The sequence below is a fragment of the Telluria sp. RB2R28 genome, from assembly GCF_059685835.1.
The window spans coordinates 388,572-409,503 of the sequence record NZ_JCASIK010000001.1 but is presented as its reverse complement, the minus strand read 5'-3'; the positions used below and the strand labels follow the sequence as shown (position 1 = coordinate 409,503).

General features: G+C 65.8%; 18 protein-coding genes and 1 riboswitch. Of the genes, 8 read left to right on the top strand and 10 right to left on the bottom strand.

All coding sequences use genetic code 11. The features are described from left to right. Positions 1–24: 24 nt before the first annotated feature. Positions 25–1,137: a bifunctional 3,4-dihydroxy-2-butanone-4-phosphate synthase/GTP cyclohydrolase II gene (gene ribBA / locus AC56LV_RS01790; protein WP_499555571.1), complete on the bottom strand. Its 1,113-nt coding sequence runs from the start codon at positions 1,135–1,137 to the stop codon at positions 25–27. A 347-nt stretch (positions 1,138–1,484) separates the two neighbouring features. Here ribBA and AC56LV_RS01785 point away from each other — a divergent pair, with 347 nt between their 5' ends. The 3 genes from AC56LV_RS01785 to AC56LV_RS01775 all read left to right on the top strand — a co-directional run bounded on the left by AC56LV_RS01785 (position 1,485) and on the right by AC56LV_RS01775 (position 9,913). After that, a complete protein-coding gene (locus AC56LV_RS01785) occupies positions 1,485–4,157 on the top strand; it encodes a two-component system response regulator (RefSeq protein ID WP_499555569.1) in 2,673 nt (890 codons plus the stop codon). Between the two features lie 114 nt (positions 4,158–4,271). Further along, positions 4,272–7,214, top strand: a complete 2,943-nt coding sequence (locus AC56LV_RS01780; protein WP_499555567.1) for a M16 family metallopeptidase — start codon at positions 4,272–4,274, stop codon at positions 7,212–7,214. Positions 7,215–7,450: 236 nt separating this feature from the next. Continuing rightward, positions 7,451–9,913 carry a hybrid sensor histidine kinase/response regulator gene (locus AC56LV_RS01775; RefSeq protein ID WP_499555565.1) on the top strand — a complete coding sequence of 821 codons (2,463 nt, stop codon included), beginning with the start codon at positions 7,451–7,453 and terminating at the stop codon, positions 9,911–9,913. Here the strand turns inward: AC56LV_RS01775 and AC56LV_RS01770 are convergent. The 9 genes from AC56LV_RS01770 to glyA form a co-directional block, all read right to left on the bottom strand. Beyond that, on the bottom strand, positions 9,874–10,506 hold the full coding sequence (locus tag AC56LV_RS01770) for a riboflavin synthase (protein ID WP_499555563.1): 633 nt from the start codon (positions 10,504–10,506) through the stop codon (positions 9,874–9,876). The genes AC56LV_RS01775 and AC56LV_RS01770 overlap by 40 nt on opposite strands. Before the next feature lie 6 nt (positions 10,507–10,512). Then, entirely contained in the window at positions 10,513–11,676 is a 1,164-nt protein-coding gene (gene ribD, locus AC56LV_RS01765; RefSeq protein ID WP_499555561.1) for a bifunctional diaminohydroxyphosphoribosylaminopyrimidine deaminase/5-amino-6-(5-phosphoribosylamino)uracil reductase RibD, read from the bottom strand. 28 nt (positions 11,677–11,704) lie between these two features. Next, positions 11,705–12,298 (bottom strand): GspH/FimT family pseudopilin, encoded by a 594-nt coding sequence (locus tag AC56LV_RS01760; RefSeq protein ID WP_499555559.1) that lies wholly within the window; start codon positions 12,296–12,298, stop codon positions 11,705–11,707. Then, positions 12,295–12,774, bottom strand: a complete 480-nt coding sequence (locus tag AC56LV_RS01755) for a type IV pilin protein (RefSeq protein ID WP_499555557.1) — start codon at positions 12,772–12,774, stop codon at positions 12,295–12,297. Before AC56LV_RS01755 ends, AC56LV_RS01760 begins: the two co-directional genes overlap by 4 nt. A gap of 37 nt (positions 12,775–12,811) precedes the next feature. After that, the gene (locus AC56LV_RS01750; RefSeq protein WP_499555555.1) at positions 12,812–13,456 is read right to left on the bottom strand and encodes a pilus assembly PilX family protein; all 645 of its coding nucleotides are present in this window, start codon (positions 13,454–13,456) and stop codon (positions 12,812–12,814) included. Between the two features lie 7 nt (positions 13,457–13,463). After that, entirely contained in the window at positions 13,464–14,453 is a 990-nt protein-coding gene (locus tag AC56LV_RS01745; protein ID WP_499555553.1) for a PilW family protein, read from the bottom strand. Beyond that, the gene (gene pilV, locus AC56LV_RS01740) at positions 14,450–14,977 is read right to left on the bottom strand and encodes a type IV pilus modification protein PilV (protein WP_499555551.1); all 528 of its coding nucleotides are present in this window, start codon (positions 14,975–14,977) and stop codon (positions 14,450–14,452) included. The genes AC56LV_RS01745 and pilV overlap by 4 nt, the downstream gene beginning before the upstream one ends. A gap of 103 nt (positions 14,978–15,080) precedes the next feature. Further along, the gene (gene nrdR, locus AC56LV_RS01735; RefSeq protein WP_183550526.1) at positions 15,081–15,548 is read right to left on the bottom strand and encodes a transcriptional regulator NrdR; all 468 of its coding nucleotides are present in this window, start codon (positions 15,546–15,548) and stop codon (positions 15,081–15,083) included. 73 nt (positions 15,549–15,621) lie between these two features. Next, positions 15,622–16,869 (bottom strand): serine hydroxymethyltransferase, encoded by a 1,248-nt coding sequence (gene glyA, locus AC56LV_RS01730; protein ID WP_499555549.1) that lies wholly within the window; start codon positions 16,867–16,869, stop codon positions 15,622–15,624. A gap of 99 nt (positions 16,870–16,968) precedes the next feature. Then, positions 16,969–17,088: riboswitch (ZMP/ZTP riboswitch) on the bottom strand. Positions 17,089–17,262: 174 nt separating this feature from the next. On the opposite strand from glyA, the gene AC56LV_RS01725 reads away from it, so the two are divergent. From AC56LV_RS01725 to tolA, 5 genes are all read left to right on the top strand, one after another. Beyond that, positions 17,263–18,009 carry an SDR family oxidoreductase gene (locus tag AC56LV_RS01725; protein ID WP_499555547.1) on the top strand — a complete coding sequence of 249 codons (747 nt, stop codon included), beginning with the start codon at positions 17,263–17,265 and terminating at the stop codon, positions 18,007–18,009. A gap of 246 nt (positions 18,010–18,255) precedes the next feature. Beyond that, entirely contained in the window at positions 18,256–18,660 is a 405-nt protein-coding gene (gene ybgC, locus AC56LV_RS01720; RefSeq protein WP_499555545.1) for a tol-pal system-associated acyl-CoA thioesterase, read from the top strand. A 23-nt stretch (positions 18,661–18,683) separates the two neighbouring features. Next, the gene (tolQ, locus tag AC56LV_RS01715) at positions 18,684–19,367 is read left to right on the top strand and encodes a protein TolQ (RefSeq protein WP_183550516.1); all 684 of its coding nucleotides are present in this window, start codon (positions 18,684–18,686) and stop codon (positions 19,365–19,367) included. A gap of 16 nt (positions 19,368–19,383) precedes the next feature. Then, the gene (locus tag AC56LV_RS01710; protein WP_183550513.1) at positions 19,384–19,815 is read left to right on the top strand and encodes a biopolymer transporter ExbD; all 432 of its coding nucleotides are present in this window, start codon (positions 19,384–19,386) and stop codon (positions 19,813–19,815) included. A 24-nt stretch (positions 19,816–19,839) separates the two neighbouring features. Further along, positions 19,840–20,910, top strand: coding sequence for a cell envelope integrity protein TolA (gene tolA, locus AC56LV_RS01705; RefSeq protein WP_499555543.1), 1,071 nt, complete (start codon positions 19,840–19,842; stop codon positions 20,908–20,910). The last annotated feature ends 22 nt before the right edge of the window (positions 20,911–20,932 follow it).

Sequence of the window (20,932 nt, the reverse complement as noted above, 5' to 3'; positions counted from 1 at the left end):
CTTGTATTAGTTGGATGGGATGATTCAGGCGTCGGGACGCGGCACGTAGCCGGTCACTTCCAGGTCGAACCCGGTCATCGACGGCATCTTGCGGGGATTGGCCAGCAGCTGCATCTTGCGCACGCCCAGCGCGCGCAAGATCTGGGCGCCGATGCCATAGGTGCGCAGGTCCATCGACGCGGCGCGTGCGCCGGCGCGGTTGCCACGTGCATCCTGCGGCGCCAGTTGCGCAAACAATTGCTCGGCCGTTTCGCCGCAATTGAGCAGCACGATCACGCCGGCGTCGCTGGCCTTGATCGTGCGCATCGCCGAAGCCATGTCCCACGAGTGCGTGGTGGCGCGGTTTTCCAGCAGGTCGAGAATCGACACCGGCTGGTGCACGCGCACGAGCGCTTCCCTATCAGGCGACAGCTCGCCATGCACGAGCGCCAGGTGGGCCGAGCCGCTTGGTGCGTCGCGGAACGCCACCAGCTTGAATTCGCCCGCCTCGGTGGACAGCGCGCGTTCGGCGATACGCTCGACCAGGCATTCGTTCTGGCTGCGATAGTGGATCAGGTCGGCAATGGTGCCGATCTTGAGCCCGTGCTCGCGTGCGAACTCGATCAGGTCGGGCAGGCGCGCCATCGTGCCGTCTTCGTTGATGATCTCGCAGATCACCGACGCGGGCGACAGGCCGGCCATCTGCGTCAGGTCACAACCGGCTTCGGTATGGCCAGCGCGCATCAGGACGCCGCCCTTCTGGGCGCGCAGCGGGAAGATGTGGCCCGGCTGGACCAGATCGTCCGGCACGGTGCCCTTGTGGACCGCCACCTGGATGGTGCGCGCGCGGTCAGCCGCCGAGATACCGGTGGTCACGCCTTCGGCCGCCTCGATCGAGACGGTGAAATTGGTGCCGAACGAGGTGCCGTTCTTGGACGTCATCATCGGCAGGGCCAACTCGTCGCAACGCTCTTCAGTCAGGGTCAGGCACACCAGGCCACGGGCGTGGCGTATCATGAAATTGATCGCTTCCGGGGTGACGAAATCGGCTGCAAGCACGAGGTCGCCTTCGTTTTCGCGATCTTCTTCGTCGACCAGAATGACCATGCGGCCAGCGCGCAGTTCGGCGACGATTTCCTCAGTGCTGGAAATGGACATACAGATTCCTTGAAACAGGGGTTTTGCGTAATCCGCTATTTTAAAGGATTTACAGACGCCCAACGGCATTCCCGATGGCCAGAGCGCCAAATTGCCAGCACGATGTGCCCTTGTCGTCAACCATGCGTTGCCAATAGACAACCACAACGTGACCGCGTGTCGGTTAATTGTTAAGCTTGTTCATTCGCGTGGCAAGCCCACGGCACGACTGTCACCAACTGGATTATGATTAACACATTATTGCCGTATTTACCCTTCCACCGCGGCAGTCTTTCCGACGGAGTTGCCATGCCGCTTGCTTGTCCCCTTCACTCTCCAGGCGCCACTGCCAGCGGCAGGCTTCACTGATGGCGACCATCCTGATCGTCGACGACCGGCCCAGCAACCGCAGTTATCTGAGCGCCCTGCTCGGCCTGAGCGGGCACCGCATCCTCGAAGCCGAAAACGGCGCCTGCGCGCTGGCCATCACGCGCGCCGAGCTGCCTGACCTGATCATCACCGACATCCTGATGCCGACGATGGACGGCTACGAGTTCGTCCAGCAGCTGCGCGCCGAGCCGGCGCTGGAAAACACGCGCGTCATCTTCTTCTCGGCCGTGTATTCCGAGCGCGAAACGGTGGCGATGGCGGCCCGCTGCGGCGTGACCACGGTGCTGGGCAAGCCGGCCGACCCGCACCGCATCCTCGAGGCTGTCGACGCCGAACTGGGCGTGGCCGGCGGCGCACCGGCGCCCTGCCCCGCCGCCGAGCATGAGCATGAGCGCGCCCTGCCGTTCGACCTGGGTGCACGCCTCGGCGAACTCGAACGCATGTGCATGATGCTCGTCGGCGAACGCCGGGTCGAGGCGCTGGCCGCGGCATTCGTCGACGCCGTGCGCCGCGTGCTCGACGCCGATTGCGTTGCCCTGTGCCTGCTGGGCAGCTCGGAAAGCAGCGTGCGCCATCTGAGCACGTATGGTGTCGACGCCGCACTGCTGTTGCCATCGGCACTGGATGAACACGACCTGCCGGGCGTGCTGCTGCGCGCCCGGGCGCCATTGCGGCTGGACGCGGACGATACGCTGCTGGCCACGCTGCCCGCCGGCCATCCGCGCGTCGTGCACCTGCTCGGCCTGCAGGTGCACGACCTGCAGCATCCACTGGGCTGGCTGTATTGCACGCGCGCCGACAACGCTGCGCCCTTCACCGATGAAGAAGAGCGCTGGGCGACGGCGCTGGCCGCGCAACTGGCGGTGGCCTACGAAAACCTGAACCTGTACGAAGTGGTGCAGCACCACGCGGCGCAGCTGCAGCTCGAGGCCATCGCCCGCGCCGATTCCGACGCCGCCCTGCGCGACAGCGAACACCGGCTGGAACTGGCGCGCCAGGTGTTCGACAGCACCCAGGAAGCCATCCTGATGACCGACGCCGACGCCAATATCGTCGCCGCCAATCCGGCCTTCGAGACGATTACCGGCTTTCATGAGGCCGACGTCATGGGGACCAACCCGCGCTTCATGCGCTCGGGCCGGCACGACGCCGCGTTCTACGCCAGCATGTGGAACTGCCTCGAAAAAGACGGCCAGTGGCGCGGCGAAATCTGGAACCGCCGCAAGAACGGCGAAATCTACCCGGCCAGCATGAGCATCAGCGCGGTGCGCGACGATGCCGGCAACCTGACGGCCTATGTGTCGGTGTCGACCGACCTGTCGGCGCTGAAAGCGGCCCACCACCAGCTTGATTTCCTGTCGAATCACGACGCGCTGACCCAATTGCCGAACCGCTCGCTGTTCAACGACCGCGTGGGCCAGGCCCTGGCCGCAGCGCGCCAGGATGCCAGCCAGGTCGCGCTGCTGCTGTTCAACGTCGACCGGCTCTCGCGCATCAACGATAGCCTGGGCCACTCTGCCGGCGACACCGTGCTGCGCGAAGTCGCGCGCCGCGTCAGCGCGCTGGCCGGCCCCACCGACACCGTGGCGCGCCTGTCGGGCGATGAATTCGTACTCTTGATGACCGATTTCGACGACACCGACGACGTCATCTACTGCGCCCAGAAGCTGATCGACGCCGTCGCCGAACCGCATGGCGTGGGCGGTCACGATCTGGTGGTCACGGGCAGCGTGGGCATCAGCATCTATCCGCGCGATGGCGATGCGCCGGGCGACCTGCTCAAGGCGGCCGACGCGGCGCTCACGCACGTCAAGGAATCGGGGCGCAATGGCTTCCGCTTCTTCAAGGGCGAGATGAATGCCGAGGCGCTGCGCTGGCTGGCACTGGAAACGCGCCTGCGGCGCGCGATCGAACGCGACGAACTGGCGCTGCACTACCAGCCGCAAGTGTCGCACCTGGACGGCACACTGGTCGGCATGGAAGCCCTGCTGCGCTGGAACAGCGGCGAAATCGGCAATGTCTCGCCGGCCGACTTCATCCCGCTGGCCGAAGACACGGGCCTGATCCATCCGATCGGTGAATGGGTGATCCGCCAGGCGTGCTTCCAGAACAAGGCCTGGCAGGATGCGGGCCTGGCGCCGGTGCGCGTGGCCGTCAATGTCTCGGCCCACCAGTTCAAGGCCGGCGCCGTCGTGTCGGTGGTGCGCAGCGCGCTGCGCGACAGCGGCCTGGCACCGCGCTGGCTCGAAGTCGAACTGACCGAAAGCGTGATGCTGGGCGACAGCAGCGCGGCCGAAGCCCAGATGGCCGAACTGCGCGCGCTGGGCGTCTCGCTCTCGCTGGACGACTTCGGCACTGGCTACTCGTCGCTGGGCTACCTTTCGCGCTTCCCGCTCGACAAACTCAAGATCGACCAGACCTTCGTGCGCAACATCACCAGCGAGCAGCGCAGCGCCGCGATTGCCCAGGCCACCATCGCGCTAGCCAAGGGCCTGTCGCTGGCCGTGGTGGCCGAAGGCGTCGAGACGATCGGCCAGCGCGATTTTCTCGGTTCGCTCGGCTGCGACGTGATGCAGGGCTATCTGTATGGGCGGCCCATCCCGGCGCTCGAGATGGCCGGGTTGCTGGCGCTGGGCAGCGTGATGCTGTAAGCGCTGCGGGGGCGCTGCACGGTCCCTGCAGCGTTCGTTAGCGCAGCCTTAAGCCCAGCCGTGCACGGGCACGCGCCCTGTAAAATGCACCGATCAAGTCACCGGGAACCCCCAATGAGCAACAAATTTGTACGCGGCGCCTGCCTGGCCGCGTTGGTGTGCGTGTCCTCGCTGGCGCACAGTGCGCCGCAGGTCAGCGCGCCCAAGGCAGCCGTCTCGAACATGGACGCGCTGCAGCTCGACGCCGTGATCCCGGTCGGCCCGCAGGTCAAGGTTGGCAAGCTGGCCAATGGCCTGACCTACTACATCCAGCGCAATGCGCGCCCCGAACACAAGCTCGAGCTGCGCCTGGTCGTCAAGGCCGGCTCGATCCTCGAAGACGACGACCAGCGCGGCCTGGCGCACTTCGTCGAGCACATGGCGTTCAATGGCTCGACCAATTTCCGCAAGCACGAGCTGGTGTCGTACCTGCAATCGATCGGCGTGGGCTTCGGCGCCGACCTGAATGCCTACACCTCGTTCGACGAGACCGTGTACATCCTGCCGATCCCGACCGATAAACCGCAGAACGTCACCCGCGCCTTCCAGGTGCTGGAAGACTGGGCCCATGGCGTGAGCTTCGATACTGACGCCATCGACAAGGAGCGCGGCATCATCCTCGAAGAAGCGCGCCTGGGCAAAGGCGCGGCCGACCGCATGGGCAAGCAGATCTATCCGCGCCTGTTCAACGGCTCGCGCTACGCCGAGCGCCTGCCGATCGGCCGCGAAGATGTGCTGCGCAATTTCAGGCCCGAGACCCTCAAGCGCTTCTACAAGGACTGGTACCGGCCCGACCTGATGGCGGTCGTCGTGGTCGGCGACATCGATCCGGCGCAGGCCGAGAAGCTCGTCAAGCAGCACTTCACGCGCCTGAAGAATCCGGCCACGCCGCGTCCGCGCGAGTACGCCGCGATTCCCGCGCGCGCCGACACCGAGGCGCTGGTCGTGACGGACCCCGAAGCCGATGGCAATGCGGTGCTGATCCGCTATCCGGTGCAGCCGGTGCGCGACCTGGGCACCGTGCGCGCCTACCGCGAAGAGCTGGTGCAGGGCCTGTTCGCGTCGATGCTCAGCGCGCGCCTGGCCGAAATCTCGCAACTGCCCGATGCGCCGTGGCTGGGCGCCAGCAGCTCATTGGGCAAGCTGACCCCGCGCTACCGCGCCTACAATGCGTCGGCCGCCATCGGCCCGCGCGGCGCGCAGACTGCCATTGCGGCGCTGGTCCAGGAAAACGAACGGGCACGCCAGCACGGCTTCGGCGTGCAGGAACTCGAACGTGCCAAGAAAAACCTGATGCGTACCTACGAGCAGGCCTGGAACGAGCGCGCCAAGAGCGATTCGGGCACCTACGCCGCCGAATACATCCGCAACTTCCTGCAGGACGAAGCCATCCCCGGCATCGAGACCGAATACCGCTACGTGCAGAACCTGGTGCCGGGCATCACGCAGGCCGAGATGAACGCCTATGCGCGCAGCACGATCCCGCAAGACTCGGGCAAGCTGGTGCTGTACACGGGCGTGGCCAAGCCCGATACGCCCACCGGGCCGCAATTGCTGGCCGCGGTGAGCGAGGCTGCGCGCCTGCCGGTCGAAGCGTACGATGAAAAGCTGCTGGCGGCGCGCCTGATGGAACGCCCGGCGCAACCCGGCACGATCACGCACGAAGCGCACGACAAGGCGCTGGGGCTGACGCGCTTGACGCTGTCGAACGGCGTGAAGGTGATCCTGAAGCCCACCGACTTCCTGAATGACCAGGTGGTGCTGAGCGCGGCGCGCCCCGGCGGACAAAGCCTGTTTCCCGACCAGGACATCCTCAACGCGCGCTTTTCCAACGCGATCGTGGCCAGCATGGGCGTGAAGGATTTCACGCCGCTGGACATGCGCAAAATTTTGGCCGGCAAGGCGGCTGGCGTGACCGTGGGCCTGGGCAGCTACACCGACGTGATCGCGGGCGCCTCGGGCGCCACCGACATCGAAACGATGCTGCAGCTGCTGTGGCTGAAGTTCGCAGGCGTGCGCCGCGACGAAGACCTGTTCCACGCATATATCGACAAGCAGGCCGAGATTGCCCGCAACGCCAGCGGCCAGCCGGGGCGGCGCTTTGGCGACGCCGTGGTGTCGGCGCTGTTTGGCAATCACCCGCGCGCACCACGCTCGCTCGAGGCCGACGAATATGCCAAGATCGACCTCGATCGCAGCATCGCCATCTTCCGCCAGCGTTTTTCGAGCGCGAAGGACATGACGTTCATCCTGGTGGGCAGTTTCGACGAAAAGGCCATCCGTCCGCTGTTGACCAGCTATCTGGGCACCCTGCCCACGCCCGCACTGCCGGTGGGGTACCGCGACGTGGGCCTGCGCCCGGTGACGGGTGTGGTCAAGCGCGAAGTGCGCAGCGGCACCGAGCCCAAGAGCAGCATCTCGATCAACTTCACGGGGCCGGCTGTATTCTCCGAGGCCGAGCAGCTGCGCCTGTCGGCGCTGATCGAAGTGACCAATCTGCGCATCATCGAGGTGCTGCGTGAAAAGATGGCGATGATCTACGGCGGCGGCGCCAGCGGCGCACTCAGCAAGATCCCGTACGGGAACTACTCGATCGGCATCAACCTGCCGACCGGGCCGGAAAACGTCGACAAGGTGGTGGCCGCGACGTTTGCCGAAATCAAGCGCCTGCAAGAGAACGGGCCGGACGCCGCCGAGCTGGAGAAAGTCAAATCCGGCTGGATCCAGAACCACCGCCGCTCGCTGCGTGAGAACGGTTACTGGGTGGCGAACCTGCAATCGAGCCTGACCGAAGGCACCGATCCGGCGTCGATCCTGAAGGTCGAGCAGCAGGTGGCCGCACTGACGGCGCAGGACGTGCAGGCGGCGGCGCGGCGTTACTTCGATACGAAGAACTATGTGCAGGTGGTGCTCAATCCCGAGGCGGCCGCCAAGGCAGCCAACGTGGCGAAGACGCTGCCCGCAGTGCAGCCGGGGCATCCGGGTCAGCCGGGTCAGTCGATACTGCCGGGAACCTGATGGGCCACGCGCGCCGGCCTGGCCTTTCCGGCTGCCGGCGCGCATCGTCTATACTATGCGTGCCCGCAGCGGGCATTCGCCCCCGTACACATCAACGCCGGCGCCAGGCACCATTGGCGCTCTACTGGTAACAACCCATGAGCATGCCCGATCACCCGGTTCACCTGGCCAGCGCCCTGTTGCATGGCGCCCAAGCACACCACCGCGTGCTGCCTGCGCACTGAGTCGGCAGCCGCATGCATTCACCCGACGAGTACCGCGCCGAAATCGACCGCCTGCGCAAGACCACGCGCGACCTGGTTGCCATGACCACCCTGCCGGCCATCTGGGGCGACCTGCCGCCGGAGGGCGTCATCGACAGCCTGGCGAGCGTCCTGCTCACGACGCTGGACCTGGACCTGGTCGGTATCCACCTGCCGGGCAAGGGCGAGATCGATCCCCTGGACGCGATTCGCCTGCGGCGCAACGATGACGCTGACGGCGCCATGCTGGCGGCCGCGCGCGCGGCGCTCGACGCCGCCATCGGGTCGGCCGACCTGCATGACCTGTGGCCCGCCACCCTGCACGCTGACGGTGACAATGACGCGGCGCTGCAATTCGGCACGGCGCGCTTCGGCACCGGCAGCGAGCCAGGCGTCGTGGTCATCGGCGCGCGGCGTGCGGGCTTTCCGTCCGAACACGAGCGCCTGCTGCTGGGCGTGGCCGCCAACCAGGCCGCCGCGATCCTGCAGCGCCGCCTGGCCGAGCGCGCACTGGCGCGCAGCGAATCGCGGTTCCTGGACCTGGCCGACTCCGCGCCGGCCATGCTGTGGGTGACTGAGCCCGATGGCAAGCTCTCGTTCCTGTCGCGCGCCTGGCACGAATTCACGGCCCAGGACCGGGGGACGAGCCTGGCGTTCGGCTGGACGGCAGCCGTGCATCCCGATGAGCGCGACGCGGCGCTGCACGCCGTCGTCGATGCCAATGCGCGCCGCGTGCCATTCAGCATGGAGCATCGGCTGCGGCATGTCGTCGATGGGTACCGCTGGGTGATTGCGACCGGACAGCCGCGCTTTGCGGCGAACGGCGACTTCCTGGGTTTTGTCGGCAACGTGCTCGACATCAGCGACCGCAAGCGGACCGAACAGGCATTGCACGAGACGCGCGACACGCTCGTGACGATGTTCGACGCCCTGCCGGTGGGCGTGGCCGTGGCCGGCCAGGACGGCAAGCTGCTGCTGTCGAACCAGGCAATGCACCGCTACCTGCCCACCGGCGTGCTACCGTCACTGGACGAAGAGCGCTACATGCGCTGGACCGCGTTCGATGCAGATGGCCGGCCCCTGGAGCGCCGTGACTTTGCCGGCGCACGCGCGGCGCGCGGCGAGCGCGTCGTGCCGGGCATCGAAGCGCGCTACCTGGGCGACGATGGTGTCGAGATCTGGACGCAGGTGGCCGCAGTGCCGCTCAAGGGCCGCGACGATGTCACGCGCGGCCATGTGGCGATCGTCACCGACATCGATGCCTTCAAACGCACCGAAGCAGCGCTGCGCCTGGCAGAATCCCGCCAGCGCGAACTGTTCGACGAAGTGGCCAGGGCCAACCGCAACCTGAGCGAATTCCTGGCCGTGCTGGCGCACGAACTGCGCAATCCGCTCGCTCCTTTGATGACGGGCCTGGAATTACTGCGCGTCGGCCCCCGCGACCCCGCCGTGGCAGCCAATGTGCGCGACATGATGGAGCGCCAGGTCCGGCAACTGGCGCACCTGATCGACGATCTGCTCGACATTGCGCGCGTCACCAATGGCAAGGTGGAGATCCGCAAGACCCGCGTCGACCTCAACGCCATCGTGACCAATGCGGTCGAAACAAGCCTGCCGCTGATCGACAAGCACCGCCATGCATTCGACCTGCAGCTGCATGCTGCGCCGCTGCCGGTGCAGGCCGACGCCACCCGCATTGCGCAGGTGATCGGCAACCTCTTGACCAATGCGGCCAAATACACGCCCCCTGGCGGCGCGCTGTCGCTGCGCGTGACGCAGGACGGCACCCACGCCCTCATCACCATCACCGACAACGGCGTCGGTATTCCCGCCGCCTCACTGGAATCGGTGTTCGAGATGTTCAGCCAGGTGGGCAGCAACCGCCAGCACGCGCAGGGCGGCCTGGGCATCGGCCTGTCGCTGGTACGCCAGCTGGTCGACCTGCACGGCGGCGCGGTCAGTGCGCACAGCGAGGGCATCGGCAAGGGCAGCACGTTCGTGGTCAGGCTCGCGCTGGACGACGCGCCGGCGACGGCGCCGCCTGAGGAGGTCGCCGCGCAGGGCACGCCGGCTGCGCCGGCACTGCGCATTCTCGTCACGGACGACAATGTCGATGCGGCGGTGACGCTGTCGATGCTGCTCGAGATGGAGGGCCACGCCGTCACGGTCGCCCATGACGGCCAGCAGGCGCTGCAGATGGCCGCGCAATGCGTACCGGACGTGGTGTTTCTCGATATCGGCCTGCCGGACATGTCGGGCCACGACGTGGCGCGACATGTCCGGCAGCTCGCCGGGCTCGAACGCTGCACCATCGTCGCCGTTTCTGGCTGGGGTGCGCAGGACGACCTGGCGCGCTCGAGCGCCGCCGGCTTTGATGCGCACTTCACCAAGCCGGTGGACTCGAGCCGGGTGCTCGATTACCTGGCGGTGGTTGCTGCCAGCATGCGCTCGACGTAGCGCGCAATCAGGTCGATCTCGAGATTGACGCGCGAACCGGCCGCCAGGTGGCGCAGCGTGGTGACCTCGATCGTGTGGGGAATCAGGTTGATCGAGAAGCGGCAGACTTTCTGGCCGCCCTCTTCCAGGTCAGCCACGCGATTGACGGTCAGCGACACGCCGTTGACGACGATCGACCCTTTATAGGCCAGGAACTTGCCCAGCTCGTGCGGCGCATCGATGATCAGTTCGCGCGATTCGCCGACCGGCTCGAAACTGTGCACGACGCCCAGTCCATCGACGTGACCCGAGACCAGGTGCCCGCCCAGGCGCTCGGCCAGCGTCAAGGCTTTCTCGAGGTTGACTTCACCGGGCGCGTCCAGGCCCACGGTCTTGTTCAGGCTTTCGCGCGAGACGTCGACCGTGAACCCGGTGGCGCTCTTTTCGGTGACGGTCATGCAGGCGCCGTTGATGGCGATCGAGTCGCCCAGGCCCACGTCGGCCAGCGGCAACGGGCCGGCATCGATGGCGAGACGCACGCCGGCGTCCAGGCCGCCGGCCAGCGGCGCGACGGAAGTGATGGTGCCGACAGCGGCGACGATTCCAGTAAACATACGACGTTATTCCTTGTTGGGGGTAGCAGAGGATGGGGAAGCAGCTTCGGCGAAGCGGGCCAGGATGCGCAGGTCGTCGCCCACGCGCGTGACGTCGTGGAAGCGCAACTGGCGCCGCCCGGTCAGTTGCGTGAGCGGCGGCAGGTCGAACATGCCCTGCCCCGGGCCGATCAGGCTGGGCGCCAGGTAGACCAGCAATTCGTCGACGCAGCCTTCGCGCACGAGCGAGGCATTGAGCTTGCTGCCCGCTTCAACGTGGACCTCATTGACTTCGCGCCGACCCAGTTCGCGCATCAGCGCCGGCAGGTCGACCTTGCCGTGGGCGTTCGGCAGGTACAGCACCTCGTGGCCGGCGGCGCGCAGGGCGGCGGCTTTCTCGTCGCCCGGTTGTTCGGCCGCGGCGACGAGCCAGCACGGTTCGCCCTGCAGGATGTGCGCATCAAGATCGATCTCGAGGCGGCTGTCGACGATCACGCGGCGCGGCTGCATCGGCGTGGCCAGGCCCCGTACCGTGAGTTGCGGATTGTCGGCCTTGACCGTGCCGATGCCGGTGACGATCGCGCTGGCGCGGGCGCGCCAGGCATGGCCGTCGGCGCGCGCATCCGGCCCGGTGATCCACTGGCTTTCGCCGCCGGCCAGGGCCGTGGCGCCATCCAGGCTGGCGGCCACTTTCAGGCGCACCCACGGCAGGCCGCGCACCATGCGCGAGAAGAAGCCGATGTTCAATTCCTGCGCTTCGCGCGCCATGATCCCGGAACGCACCGCGATGCCCGCCGCTTCCAGCTGCGCCAGGCCACGACCGGCGACGAGCGGATTGGGGTCGACCATGGCCGCCACCACGCGCCCCAGGCCGGCAGCGATCAGCGCGTCCGAACAAGGCGGCGTGCGGCCGTGGTGGCTGCACGGTTCGAGCGTGACGTAAGCCGTGGCGCCACGCACGTCGTTGCCGCGCGCGGCGGCGTCGCGCAGCGCCTGGATTTCAGCGTGCGCCTGGCCGGCCGGTTGCGTGTGGCCGGCGCCGATGACGACGTCGTCCTTGACGATCACGCAGCCGATGCGCGGATTGGGCGCCGTGATGAACATGCCGCGCGCCGCCCAGGCCAGCGCCGCGGCCATGCCTTCGGTGTCGTTGAGAATCGGTTGGCTGTCGTGCGTCACGTGGTCTTTCATCGGTGCGCATCGTGCAATGCGCTTGTTTTCAGGGCGGTGCGGCAACGCCATCGCAGCCAGCATCACGCGCCGGGTTGCACAGGCGCGGGCGGCCAAGCATGTTGATTTTAATACGGCGTACCCCGCCGCCGTGGAACAGCGACAGCGTGCCGGGCCGCGCTGCGGCGCTGCTGGTCGTGCTGCAACTGCGTCCCGCGCCATTGTAGGCGATGTATTGCGGGGCTGCAGGGCTGGCAAAGGAATAGCTCACCTGCACGCCCTGCGGCAGCGTGGCGCGCACGGCCAGGATATCGTCGCCCGCGCCCGCCTGGCGATTGTGGTCGCGATCGACGTACACGGTCCAGCCACGCGACCAGTCGATGCCGGCCGCGTCGTTCGATGTCAGGATCACGGGCTCGTTGCGGGCGATCGCCATCGAGCGGGTGAGCTGGACTGCACTGTAGAGGTCGGCTGCGGCCACGCGCAGTTCCTGGCCCTGCACGATCCGGTGCAGGCCGGGCGCCGCCAGCGATGACGTGATCGCCACCATGCCCAGCACCACGGCCAGTTCGGCCATCGACAGGCCGGTGCAGCGGCGGCGCAGGATGGCGCGGGCGGGCGTGGTCTCAAGGCGCGTGGTCATGGCCAGCAGCGTGTAGGTTGGCCGCTTGAGCCACCTGGGCCACTAGCCCCGCTGGCGCCCTGCGCACCGGTGCTGTCCAGCGTCAGCGTGCCGCATTCCGGATCGGCAAATGCAGCGTTGACGTTGGCCGTGCCGGGCCGTGCGCGCAGCACGATGCAGGCGGCAATTGCCTGCTCGGGGCAGGCCTCGCCGTCGAGCTCATAGGCGCTGGCTGCAGCGCTATTGCCGAGCCAGGTGCGGAACTGACGCGTGTCGGCAGCGCCCGTGGCCATCGAGAACGCGACATAGCTGTAATGCTGGGCACGGTATTGTTCCTGGCGCTGCATCAGGTCGAGCAGCGCCAGCTGGGCTTCGACCCGGCGCGCCTTGACGATCTGGCGCGCATACGAGGGATAGGCCACCGATGTCAGGATGCCGACGATCGCCAGCACCATCAGCAGTTCGATCAGCGTGAAGCCGTTGCGATGTCGTGTCATGAACGTGCTCCTGTTTGCGCCTGTTTGGCCGGGTGCGTCATTCGGATGCCGCGGCAACCAGCGCGGACCAGTTGCCGATCTCGCGCCAGCCGGCGCGCCGGCCATGTCCACCGGCGGGTGGCAGGCGGTAATAGGCCTGCACAGCAGCCCCGGTGCCCGGCATGCTGCCGGCCCCGCGCGCGGCGATGCGGTACAGCTGGCCGTCGGCGGACGCCGGCATCAGCTCGATCAGGTAGCGTGGCGTCTCGAGCGGCAAGCCGCCCTCCCCTGTGGGCAGCGTGGCGCCGGTGAACGTGCCGAATGCGATGGCTGGGCCATCGTCAAGCACCAGCCGGGCCAGCTGGCCATCGGCGTCGGCGTCGTGCGCGCACAAACCGTTGTACGGCCGGGCGCCCAGGCACGCGCCGACGAAGGCATCCGCACTGCCGCCGCGGATCGCGTTGGCGCGCGCCGAGCCTGGCACCGCGCCGCCGTCGATATCGTGTTCGGCATCGAGCAAAGCGGCTTGGGCCATGTGCAGGGCCAGCGCGCGATCGCGTTCGTACGCCGCGGCGCGGGTGCTTTGCAGCGCGCCGCGCGCCGAGGCGATGCCCGTCATCAGCACAGCCAGCATCAGCACGAGAGCGGTGATGAGCGCGATGCCGGCCTGGCGCCGCGGCATGAAGAAACGTTGATGGCGCATACGCTGCTCAGCGCGCGGCCACCGGCGGCGCAGAAGGTGGCCCGCTGGGTGGAGCGACAGGCACCGCAAGTGGCACCGCAATCACCGCCCCATACACCTTGCGCACGCGCGCCTCGCCGCCGCGATCGAGGTCAGCCGCCGCCAGCCGGACACCCGGATCGGCAGCCGCCAGCGCACCGTCATACCCCGGACCGAACAACCAGTGCACGAGACCCGCACCCGCACCAGGCGCCTGGCGCGACCCATGCAGCAGCAAGCCAACCCGCACGCTCGCAACGTGCTTCCAGTGGCTGCGTGTGCGCAGATCGGCGTCACGCTCGCCGGCAGTCGAGCCGGCCAGCACCAGCGCCGCATCGAGCGCCCGGATCGCGCTCGCGTTCACGTACCGGTTGGGCGCACCATCGCCATCGGTATCGAGGCCATACAGCACCTGGAAGCTGTCGACACGCCCTGCCACGGCATCGGACGACCAGCTGCCGGCGCCCCGGTATTTGCAGCGCAGTTCGGCGTCGCCCTGGGCATTGCGCGCAACATAAAAAATGCTCCAGCCTTCCTGATCGCGGTGCACGGGAAAGCCGGCGCAATCGAGCGTGCCGCCATCACCGTCCGGTGGCGCGCCGCTGCCGGTAAAGCGCAGCGCCAGCACGTCGCTGCCGTTGACCGTCGCCGGAAGCGGCGCATCGATGCCGGCGCCGGCGTGGGTCAGCGACGACGCATCCAGTCCGGCAATGGCAGCCGGTAGCGCAGGATCGATCACCGGATGCGCGGCCCAGTCGACGTGGCCCGCCAGGCGCACGGCGCGCGCCAGGGCATCCAGCGCGTAGCGGCCGGCGTCGTCCATCGCGGCCGCTTCGAGCAGCGCCGCGTGTGCACGCGTGGCACCGATCAGCAGCGAGCCAGCCGCAAGCAGCACGGCCAGGCCAAGCGCCATCGCGACCATGAATTCGGCGATGGTAAAGCCAGCCTGGCGCACACGCCGGTGCCGATGGACACTCATCGCGCCACCATCAGCACGAACGCCGGCAAGTCATCGTTGCCGTGCCAGCCAATCTTGATCGCCACCGCCGCATGTGCCCCGCCACTGCATGCCCACCGATAGCGGCGGCTGGCGGCATCCCACGGCGCCGCATCGCGGCACACGGCAATGCGCCCGCCAGGAAAGCGCCGGTGCACGAGCAGGCGCGTCTCATCGAGGTCGAAGGCCGCCAGCGCCAGCGGATCGCATGCGGCAGTGCCAAAGCATGGGGCGGCGGCGACAGGCGGACCGTCGGCGACGGCATCATAGTCGAGCGACAGATAGGGATTGCCTGCATCGGGCAGGCTGGCCAGCGGCAGATTGGCGCCGATGCGCGCCGCCAGCGAACTTGCCAGCTGGCCCGCTTCAGCCATCAGGGCCGCCTGCTGGTGCGTGCGCTCGGCCGCCAGCTGGGCCGCGCCGGCGCCGACGATGCCGATGGCGAGCACGAACAACGCCACCAGTACTTCGATGAGCGTAAAACCGTGGTGTGAGTGGATACGCACGCAAGCCTCCCGATATCGAGCTACGACGTTATCAGGCCGGCTTTGCACGCCCGTGCGTCGGCGCAAGCGTACGCCGCACCAATCGGGGAACCTTGAAAAGGGATTAGTTGTCGAGCTTGCGCTGGTGCCCGACTTCGGCCAGCGCTGCCTGGAACGAATCCAGGTCTTCGAAATTCTTGTAGACCGATGCGAAGCGGATGTACGCGATCTTGTCGAGGCCCTTGAGCTCTTGCATCACGAGCTCGCCCACATGGCCGGTGTCGACTTCACGCAGGCCGCTGGTGAGCAGCTTTTCTTCGATGGAGGCAACGGCCTTGTCGATGGCTTCGGCCGCCACGGGCCGCTTGCGCAGCGCCAGCATCAGGCTGCCACGCAGCTTCGACGAGGCAAACTCGGTGCGGCTGCCGTTCTTCTTGACGATGATCGGCATCGACAGTTCGATGCGCTCATAGGTGGTGAAGCGCTTGTCGCACTTGCCGCAGCGGCGCCGGCGCCGGATGGCGTCCCCCTCCTCCGATACGCGGGTATCGAGGACTTGTGTATCTTCATGCTGGCAAAAGGGACATTTCATGGCGCCGAGGCTGCAATACTACGTGGAGACTACCGGGCCAGCGAACCGGCCCGGATAGACAGAGTCAGCCAGATCAGGCGGCGTAAACCGGATACTTGCTGGTGAGTTTCTTGACTTCGCCCTTGACGCGCTCGATGGTCGCAGCGTCGTGCGGGTTGTCCAGCACGTCGGCGATCAGGTTGCCCACGGTGACGGCGTCTTCTTCGACAAAGCCACGCGTCGTGAAGGCCGGGCTGCCCAGGCGGATGCCCGAGGTGACGAACGGCTTTTGCGGGTCGTTCGGGATGCCGTTCTTGTTGCAGGTCATGTGCGCCTGGCCCAGGATTGCTTCGGCTTCCTTGCCCGTCAGGTTCTTGGCGCGCAGATCGACCAGCATCACGTGCGATTCGGTGCGACCCGACACGATGCGCAGGCCACGCGCGGTCAGCGTGTCGGCCAGTGCCTTGGCGTTCTTGACGACCTGCTGCTGGTAGGTCTTGAACTCAGGCGTCAGCGCCTCTTTGAACGCAACGGCCTTGCCGGCGATCACGTGCATCAGCGGGCCGCCCTGGATACCAGGGAAGATGGCCGAATTGATGATCTTCTCGTGCTCGGCTTTCATCAGGATGATGCCGCCGCGCGGGCCGCGCAGCGACTTGTGCGTGGTCGAGGTGACGAAGTCGGCGAACGGCACCGGGTTCGGGTACTCGCCTGCAGCGATCAGGCCGGCGTAGTGGGCCATGTCGACCATGAAGTAGGCGCCGACTGCCTTGGCGACCTTGGCGATGCGCTCGAAATCGATCTTCAGCGAGAACGCCGATGCGCCGGCGATGATCATCTTTGGCTTGTGCTCGTGCGCCTGGCGCTCGAGGGCTTCGTAGTCGATGTCTTCGTCAGCGGTCAGGCCGTACGAGACGACATTGAACCACTTGCCCGACATGTTCAGCGGCATGCCGTGGGTCAGGTGGCCGCCTTCGGCCAGCGACATGCCCATGATCGTGTCGCCTGGTTTCAACACGGCGAAGAACACGCCCTGGTTCGCCTGCGAGCCCGAGTTCGGCTGCACGTTGGCCGCTTCCGCGCCAAACAGTTGCTTCAGGCGGTCGATTGCCAGCTGCTCGACGACGTCGACGTATTCGCAGCCGCCGTAGTAGCGCTTGCTTGGATAGCCTTCGGCGTACTTGTTGGTCAGTTGCGAGCCCTGCGCTTCCATGACGGCTGGCGAGGTGTAGTTTTCGGACGCGATCAGCTCGATATGGTCTTGCTGACGGACGTTTTCCTTCTGAATGGCATTCCACAGATCCGGATCGACATTGGCCAGCGTATGGTCTTTAGCAAACATGTAAAACTCCAATCGATAGTAATCCAGGCAACGAGCGGCGCTGTGTGCGGGTGCGGGAGCCAAAGGGCGCGGGCAGCCGCGATCGAACGCGTACCGGTTGATGGCTGCCCAGGCGAACGGCGTATGGCGTCTCACGTTCCCCGGTGGGTACCCACCTTTGCCGCGCTGCGCACCAATCGGTGGCGCTTGTGCGGTGTTTCGCCAGTTACGTGAGACGTAAAGTCCGCAAATTGTACTGAACTCCCCATTGAAGGGCAAGGAAAGCGCCGTTCTGGTGACCAGTCAGGGCGCAATTGCCTGCCCGCCACGGCGGGCTGATCATTTCGGCTACAATTTTGCCAGCCTGCATTTGCCTTCGCACTTCTACCTCACTGCCCTTTTCAAGGATTCATCATGATCGTCCTCATTACCGGCGCATCGGCCGGCTTCGGCGCCGAAATGGCGCGCACCTTCGTTTCGAACGGCCACCGCGTGATCCTGGCAGCCCGCCGCACCGACCGCATCGCCGATCTGGCCGCCGAGCTGGGCGACGCCGCCCTGCCGGTAACGCTCGACGTCACCAGCCGCGCGTCGATCGAGGCAGCGCTGGCCGGCTTGCCGGCCGACTGGAAGGGGATCGATGTGCTGATCAACAATGCCGGGCTGGCCCTCAACACGGTGCCGGCGCACGAAGTGCCGCTGGAAGACTGGGAAACCATGATCGCCACCAATTGCAAAGGCCTGGTGACGATGACCCGTCTCGTGCTGCCCGACATGGTCGCGCGTGGCAGCGGACTGGTGATCAATATCGGCTCGACCGCCGGCCACTACCCTTATCCAGGCGGCAACGTGTACGGCGCCACCAAAGCGTTCGTGGAACAGTTCACGCTCAATCTGCGCGCCGATCTCGTCGGCACCGGCGTGCGCGCCACCAATCTGGCGCCGGGCCTGTCCGGCGGCACGGAATTCTCCAACGTGCGCTTCAAGGGTAACGATTCGGCTGCAGCCAAGGTCTACGAAGGCACGACGCCACTGAGCGCAAAGGATATTGCCGACACCGCGTACTGGATCGCGACGCTGCCACCGCACGTGAACGTCAACAGCATTGAACTGATGCCGACCTGCCAGGGTTTCTCGCCATTCACGATCAAGCGCGCATGATTGCTCACCTGCCCGCGCAGGCACGTGCGAGGGCAGGCAGATTGGCCACCGATAGCACGGTCGCCATTTGTGAGAAAATGTTACAGTGATTGGTCTTTTTGCCAAGTTTCAAGTCTACTACCGCTCAAAAGCACAATTTTGTGCGAGGGGTACGTAAGTAATTTCCACGATCGATGGCCGGAAACGGTGATATCGAGAAGGAAACTCGCGTAGAATGTTTCTCATGTTCATGTATCGGCAGTAACAATGTCTTCAGTATTTAACTGGCCAGTCAGGGTGTATTACGAAGATACCGACGCTGGCGGCATTGTCTTCTATGCCAACTACCTGAAATTCTTTGAACGCGCCCGCACCGAATGGCTTCGGTCACTCGGCGTGCAGCAACAAGCCCTGCTCGACGCGGACAACACCGCCTTCGTCGTCAAGAGTGTGACCCTCGACTACCACGCTGCGGCGCGCCTCGACGACCAGTTGACGATCCAGACCAGTGTTGCCAGGCTGGGACGCGCATCGGTCCAGTTCCTGCAGCAGGCCTGGTGCGGTGAAACCCTGCTCAATACGGCGAGCGTGACCGTGTGTTGTGTCGATATTGCCACAATGCGCCCGCGCCCCTTGCCCGACCACGTGGCTGCTAAAATGCGTGCCGCCTGAATACATACCTAAATAAATAGCCCATGACCGTCACCCCAGACCTTTCATTCGTCGCCCTGATCGGCAATGCCCACGTGCTGGTGCAATTGATTATGGCCTTGCTGTTACTGCTGTCGATCGTGAGCTGGACCTACATCTTCCGCAAGGTATTCGCGATCCGCGCCGCCCGTGCGCAGACCGAGCAGTTCGAGCGCAGTTTCTGGGCCGGCGGCAACCTGCACACGCTGCACCAGAGCGCCAGCAGCCAGCGCGACCAGAGCGGCGCCCTGGCCCGCATCTTCGAGTCCGGCATGGGTGAATTCATCAAGGGCAAGCAAGCCTCGCGCGAGACGCTCGACATGAACTCGGTGCTCGACGGCGCCCGCCGCGCCATGCGCGCATCGTTCCAGCGTGAACTCGATGCACTGGAATCGCACCTGAACTTCCTGGCGTCGGTCGGCTCGGTCTCGCCGTACATTGGCCTCCTGGGTACCGTCTGGGGCATCATGAATGCGTTCCGCGGTCTGGCCAGCGTCGAGCAAGCCACGCTGGCGATCGTCGCGCCCGGCATTGCCGAAGCACTGATCGCCACTGCAATCGGCCTGTTTGCCGCCATCCCGGCCGTGGTGGCGTACAACCGCTTCACGCACGATATCGACCGCCTGGCCAACCGCTTCGAGAGCTTCGTCGAAGAATTCTCGAACATTCTCCAGCGCCAGTCGCGCTGATAGAAGGAGCCTGACCATGGCCTTTTCCAGCAGCATGCGCGGCGGACGTCGCCGCAAGTTCAAATCCGAGATCAACGTCGTGCCTTACATCGACGTGATGCTGGTGCTGCTCATTATCTTCATGGCAGTGCCGGCCAACCAGGCGCCGAGCGTGGTCAACCTGCCGCGCGCCGAAAAATCGGCGCTGCCGCCGGACACCTATATCCAGGTGTCGATCGAGCCCGAGAATCGCCTGTCGATCGGCGTACAGGGCAAGGGGCGCGTGGCCCAGGAGGACGTGGCCGACCGCTCCGCCCTGCTGCAGCGCCTGCGCGCGCTGCATGAAGAACACCCCGATTATCCGGTGCTGATCGCGGGCGACCGCGAGAGCAAGTACGACGACGTCATCCAACTGATCTCGGAAGCCAAGAAGATGGGTATCAACCGGGTTGGCCTGGCCACCCAGTGATGTCGATGCATTGATGCCTAGAATATGCCCGAAATAAAGCCAGACAACGCCGGCGTGCCATACCACGTGCCGCCCGAACCGAGCCGTCTGCCATCGTTCCTGCTGGCAGTGGCCGTGCACGCCGCGTTGCTGGCGTTTCTGTGGATCGGCGTGAGCTGGACGGCCAAGACGCCAATTACCGTCGAGGCCGAAGTGTGGGACATGTCAGTGCAGACTGCCGCCGCCCCCGAGCTGCCGCCCGAGCCTACCGTGGAGCCCGAGCCAACCCCTGAACCGGAGCCCGAGCCGACGCCGGAGCCCGTGCGCACGCCGCCACCGCCGCCACCACCACCGGTGGTCGAGGAGCCGGCGCCGAAGCCGGCGCCGGACATCGCGCTGCAGCGCGAAAAGGAACGCAAGGCCGAGGAAGCCAAGAAAAAAGCGCTGGCCGAGAAACGCGACGCGGAAAAACGCGAGCGTGAAGAAAAACTCGCCGAGCAAAAGAAGAAGGACGAGGCAGAGCGCAAGCAGAAAGAGAAAGAAAAAGAGCTGCTCGCCAAGAAGGAAGCGGACGAAAAGAAAAAAGAAGCCGAGAAGGAAGCCGACAAGAAAGCGGCAGCGCTGGCCGCGGCTGAAAAGAAAAAAGAAGCGGACGAGAAAAAGAAAGCCGATCAGGTCGCAGCGGCTGCCGAGAAGAAGAAAGCGGACGCCGCCAAAGCCAAGGCAGCCGCTGCCGAAGACGCCAAGCTCGCGAAGTTGCGGGCCGATGAGCTCAAGCGCATGGCCGGCGCCATGGGCAGCGGCGGCAGCGCGGCCAAGTCGACGGGGCCGAAGTCGGACGGCGGCTATATCGCCGCGATCACGGCAGCGATCAAGAGCAGCACGGCCTATCCGGGTAACACCGATGTGTCGGGCAATCCACGCGCCACGTTCCGCGTCGAGCAGTTGCCGACCGGTGAAATCATGTCGGTTCGGTTGGTGAAAAGCAGCGGTGTGCCGGAATTTGACAGGGCAGTGGAAAATGGTATCAAGAAGGCATCACCACTGCCCAAAAAGAAGGACGGGACTGTGGAACGTACGCTTGACGTGAATTTCTCGATGCGCGATTACGATTGATTCGGTTCGAACCAGTTTTACA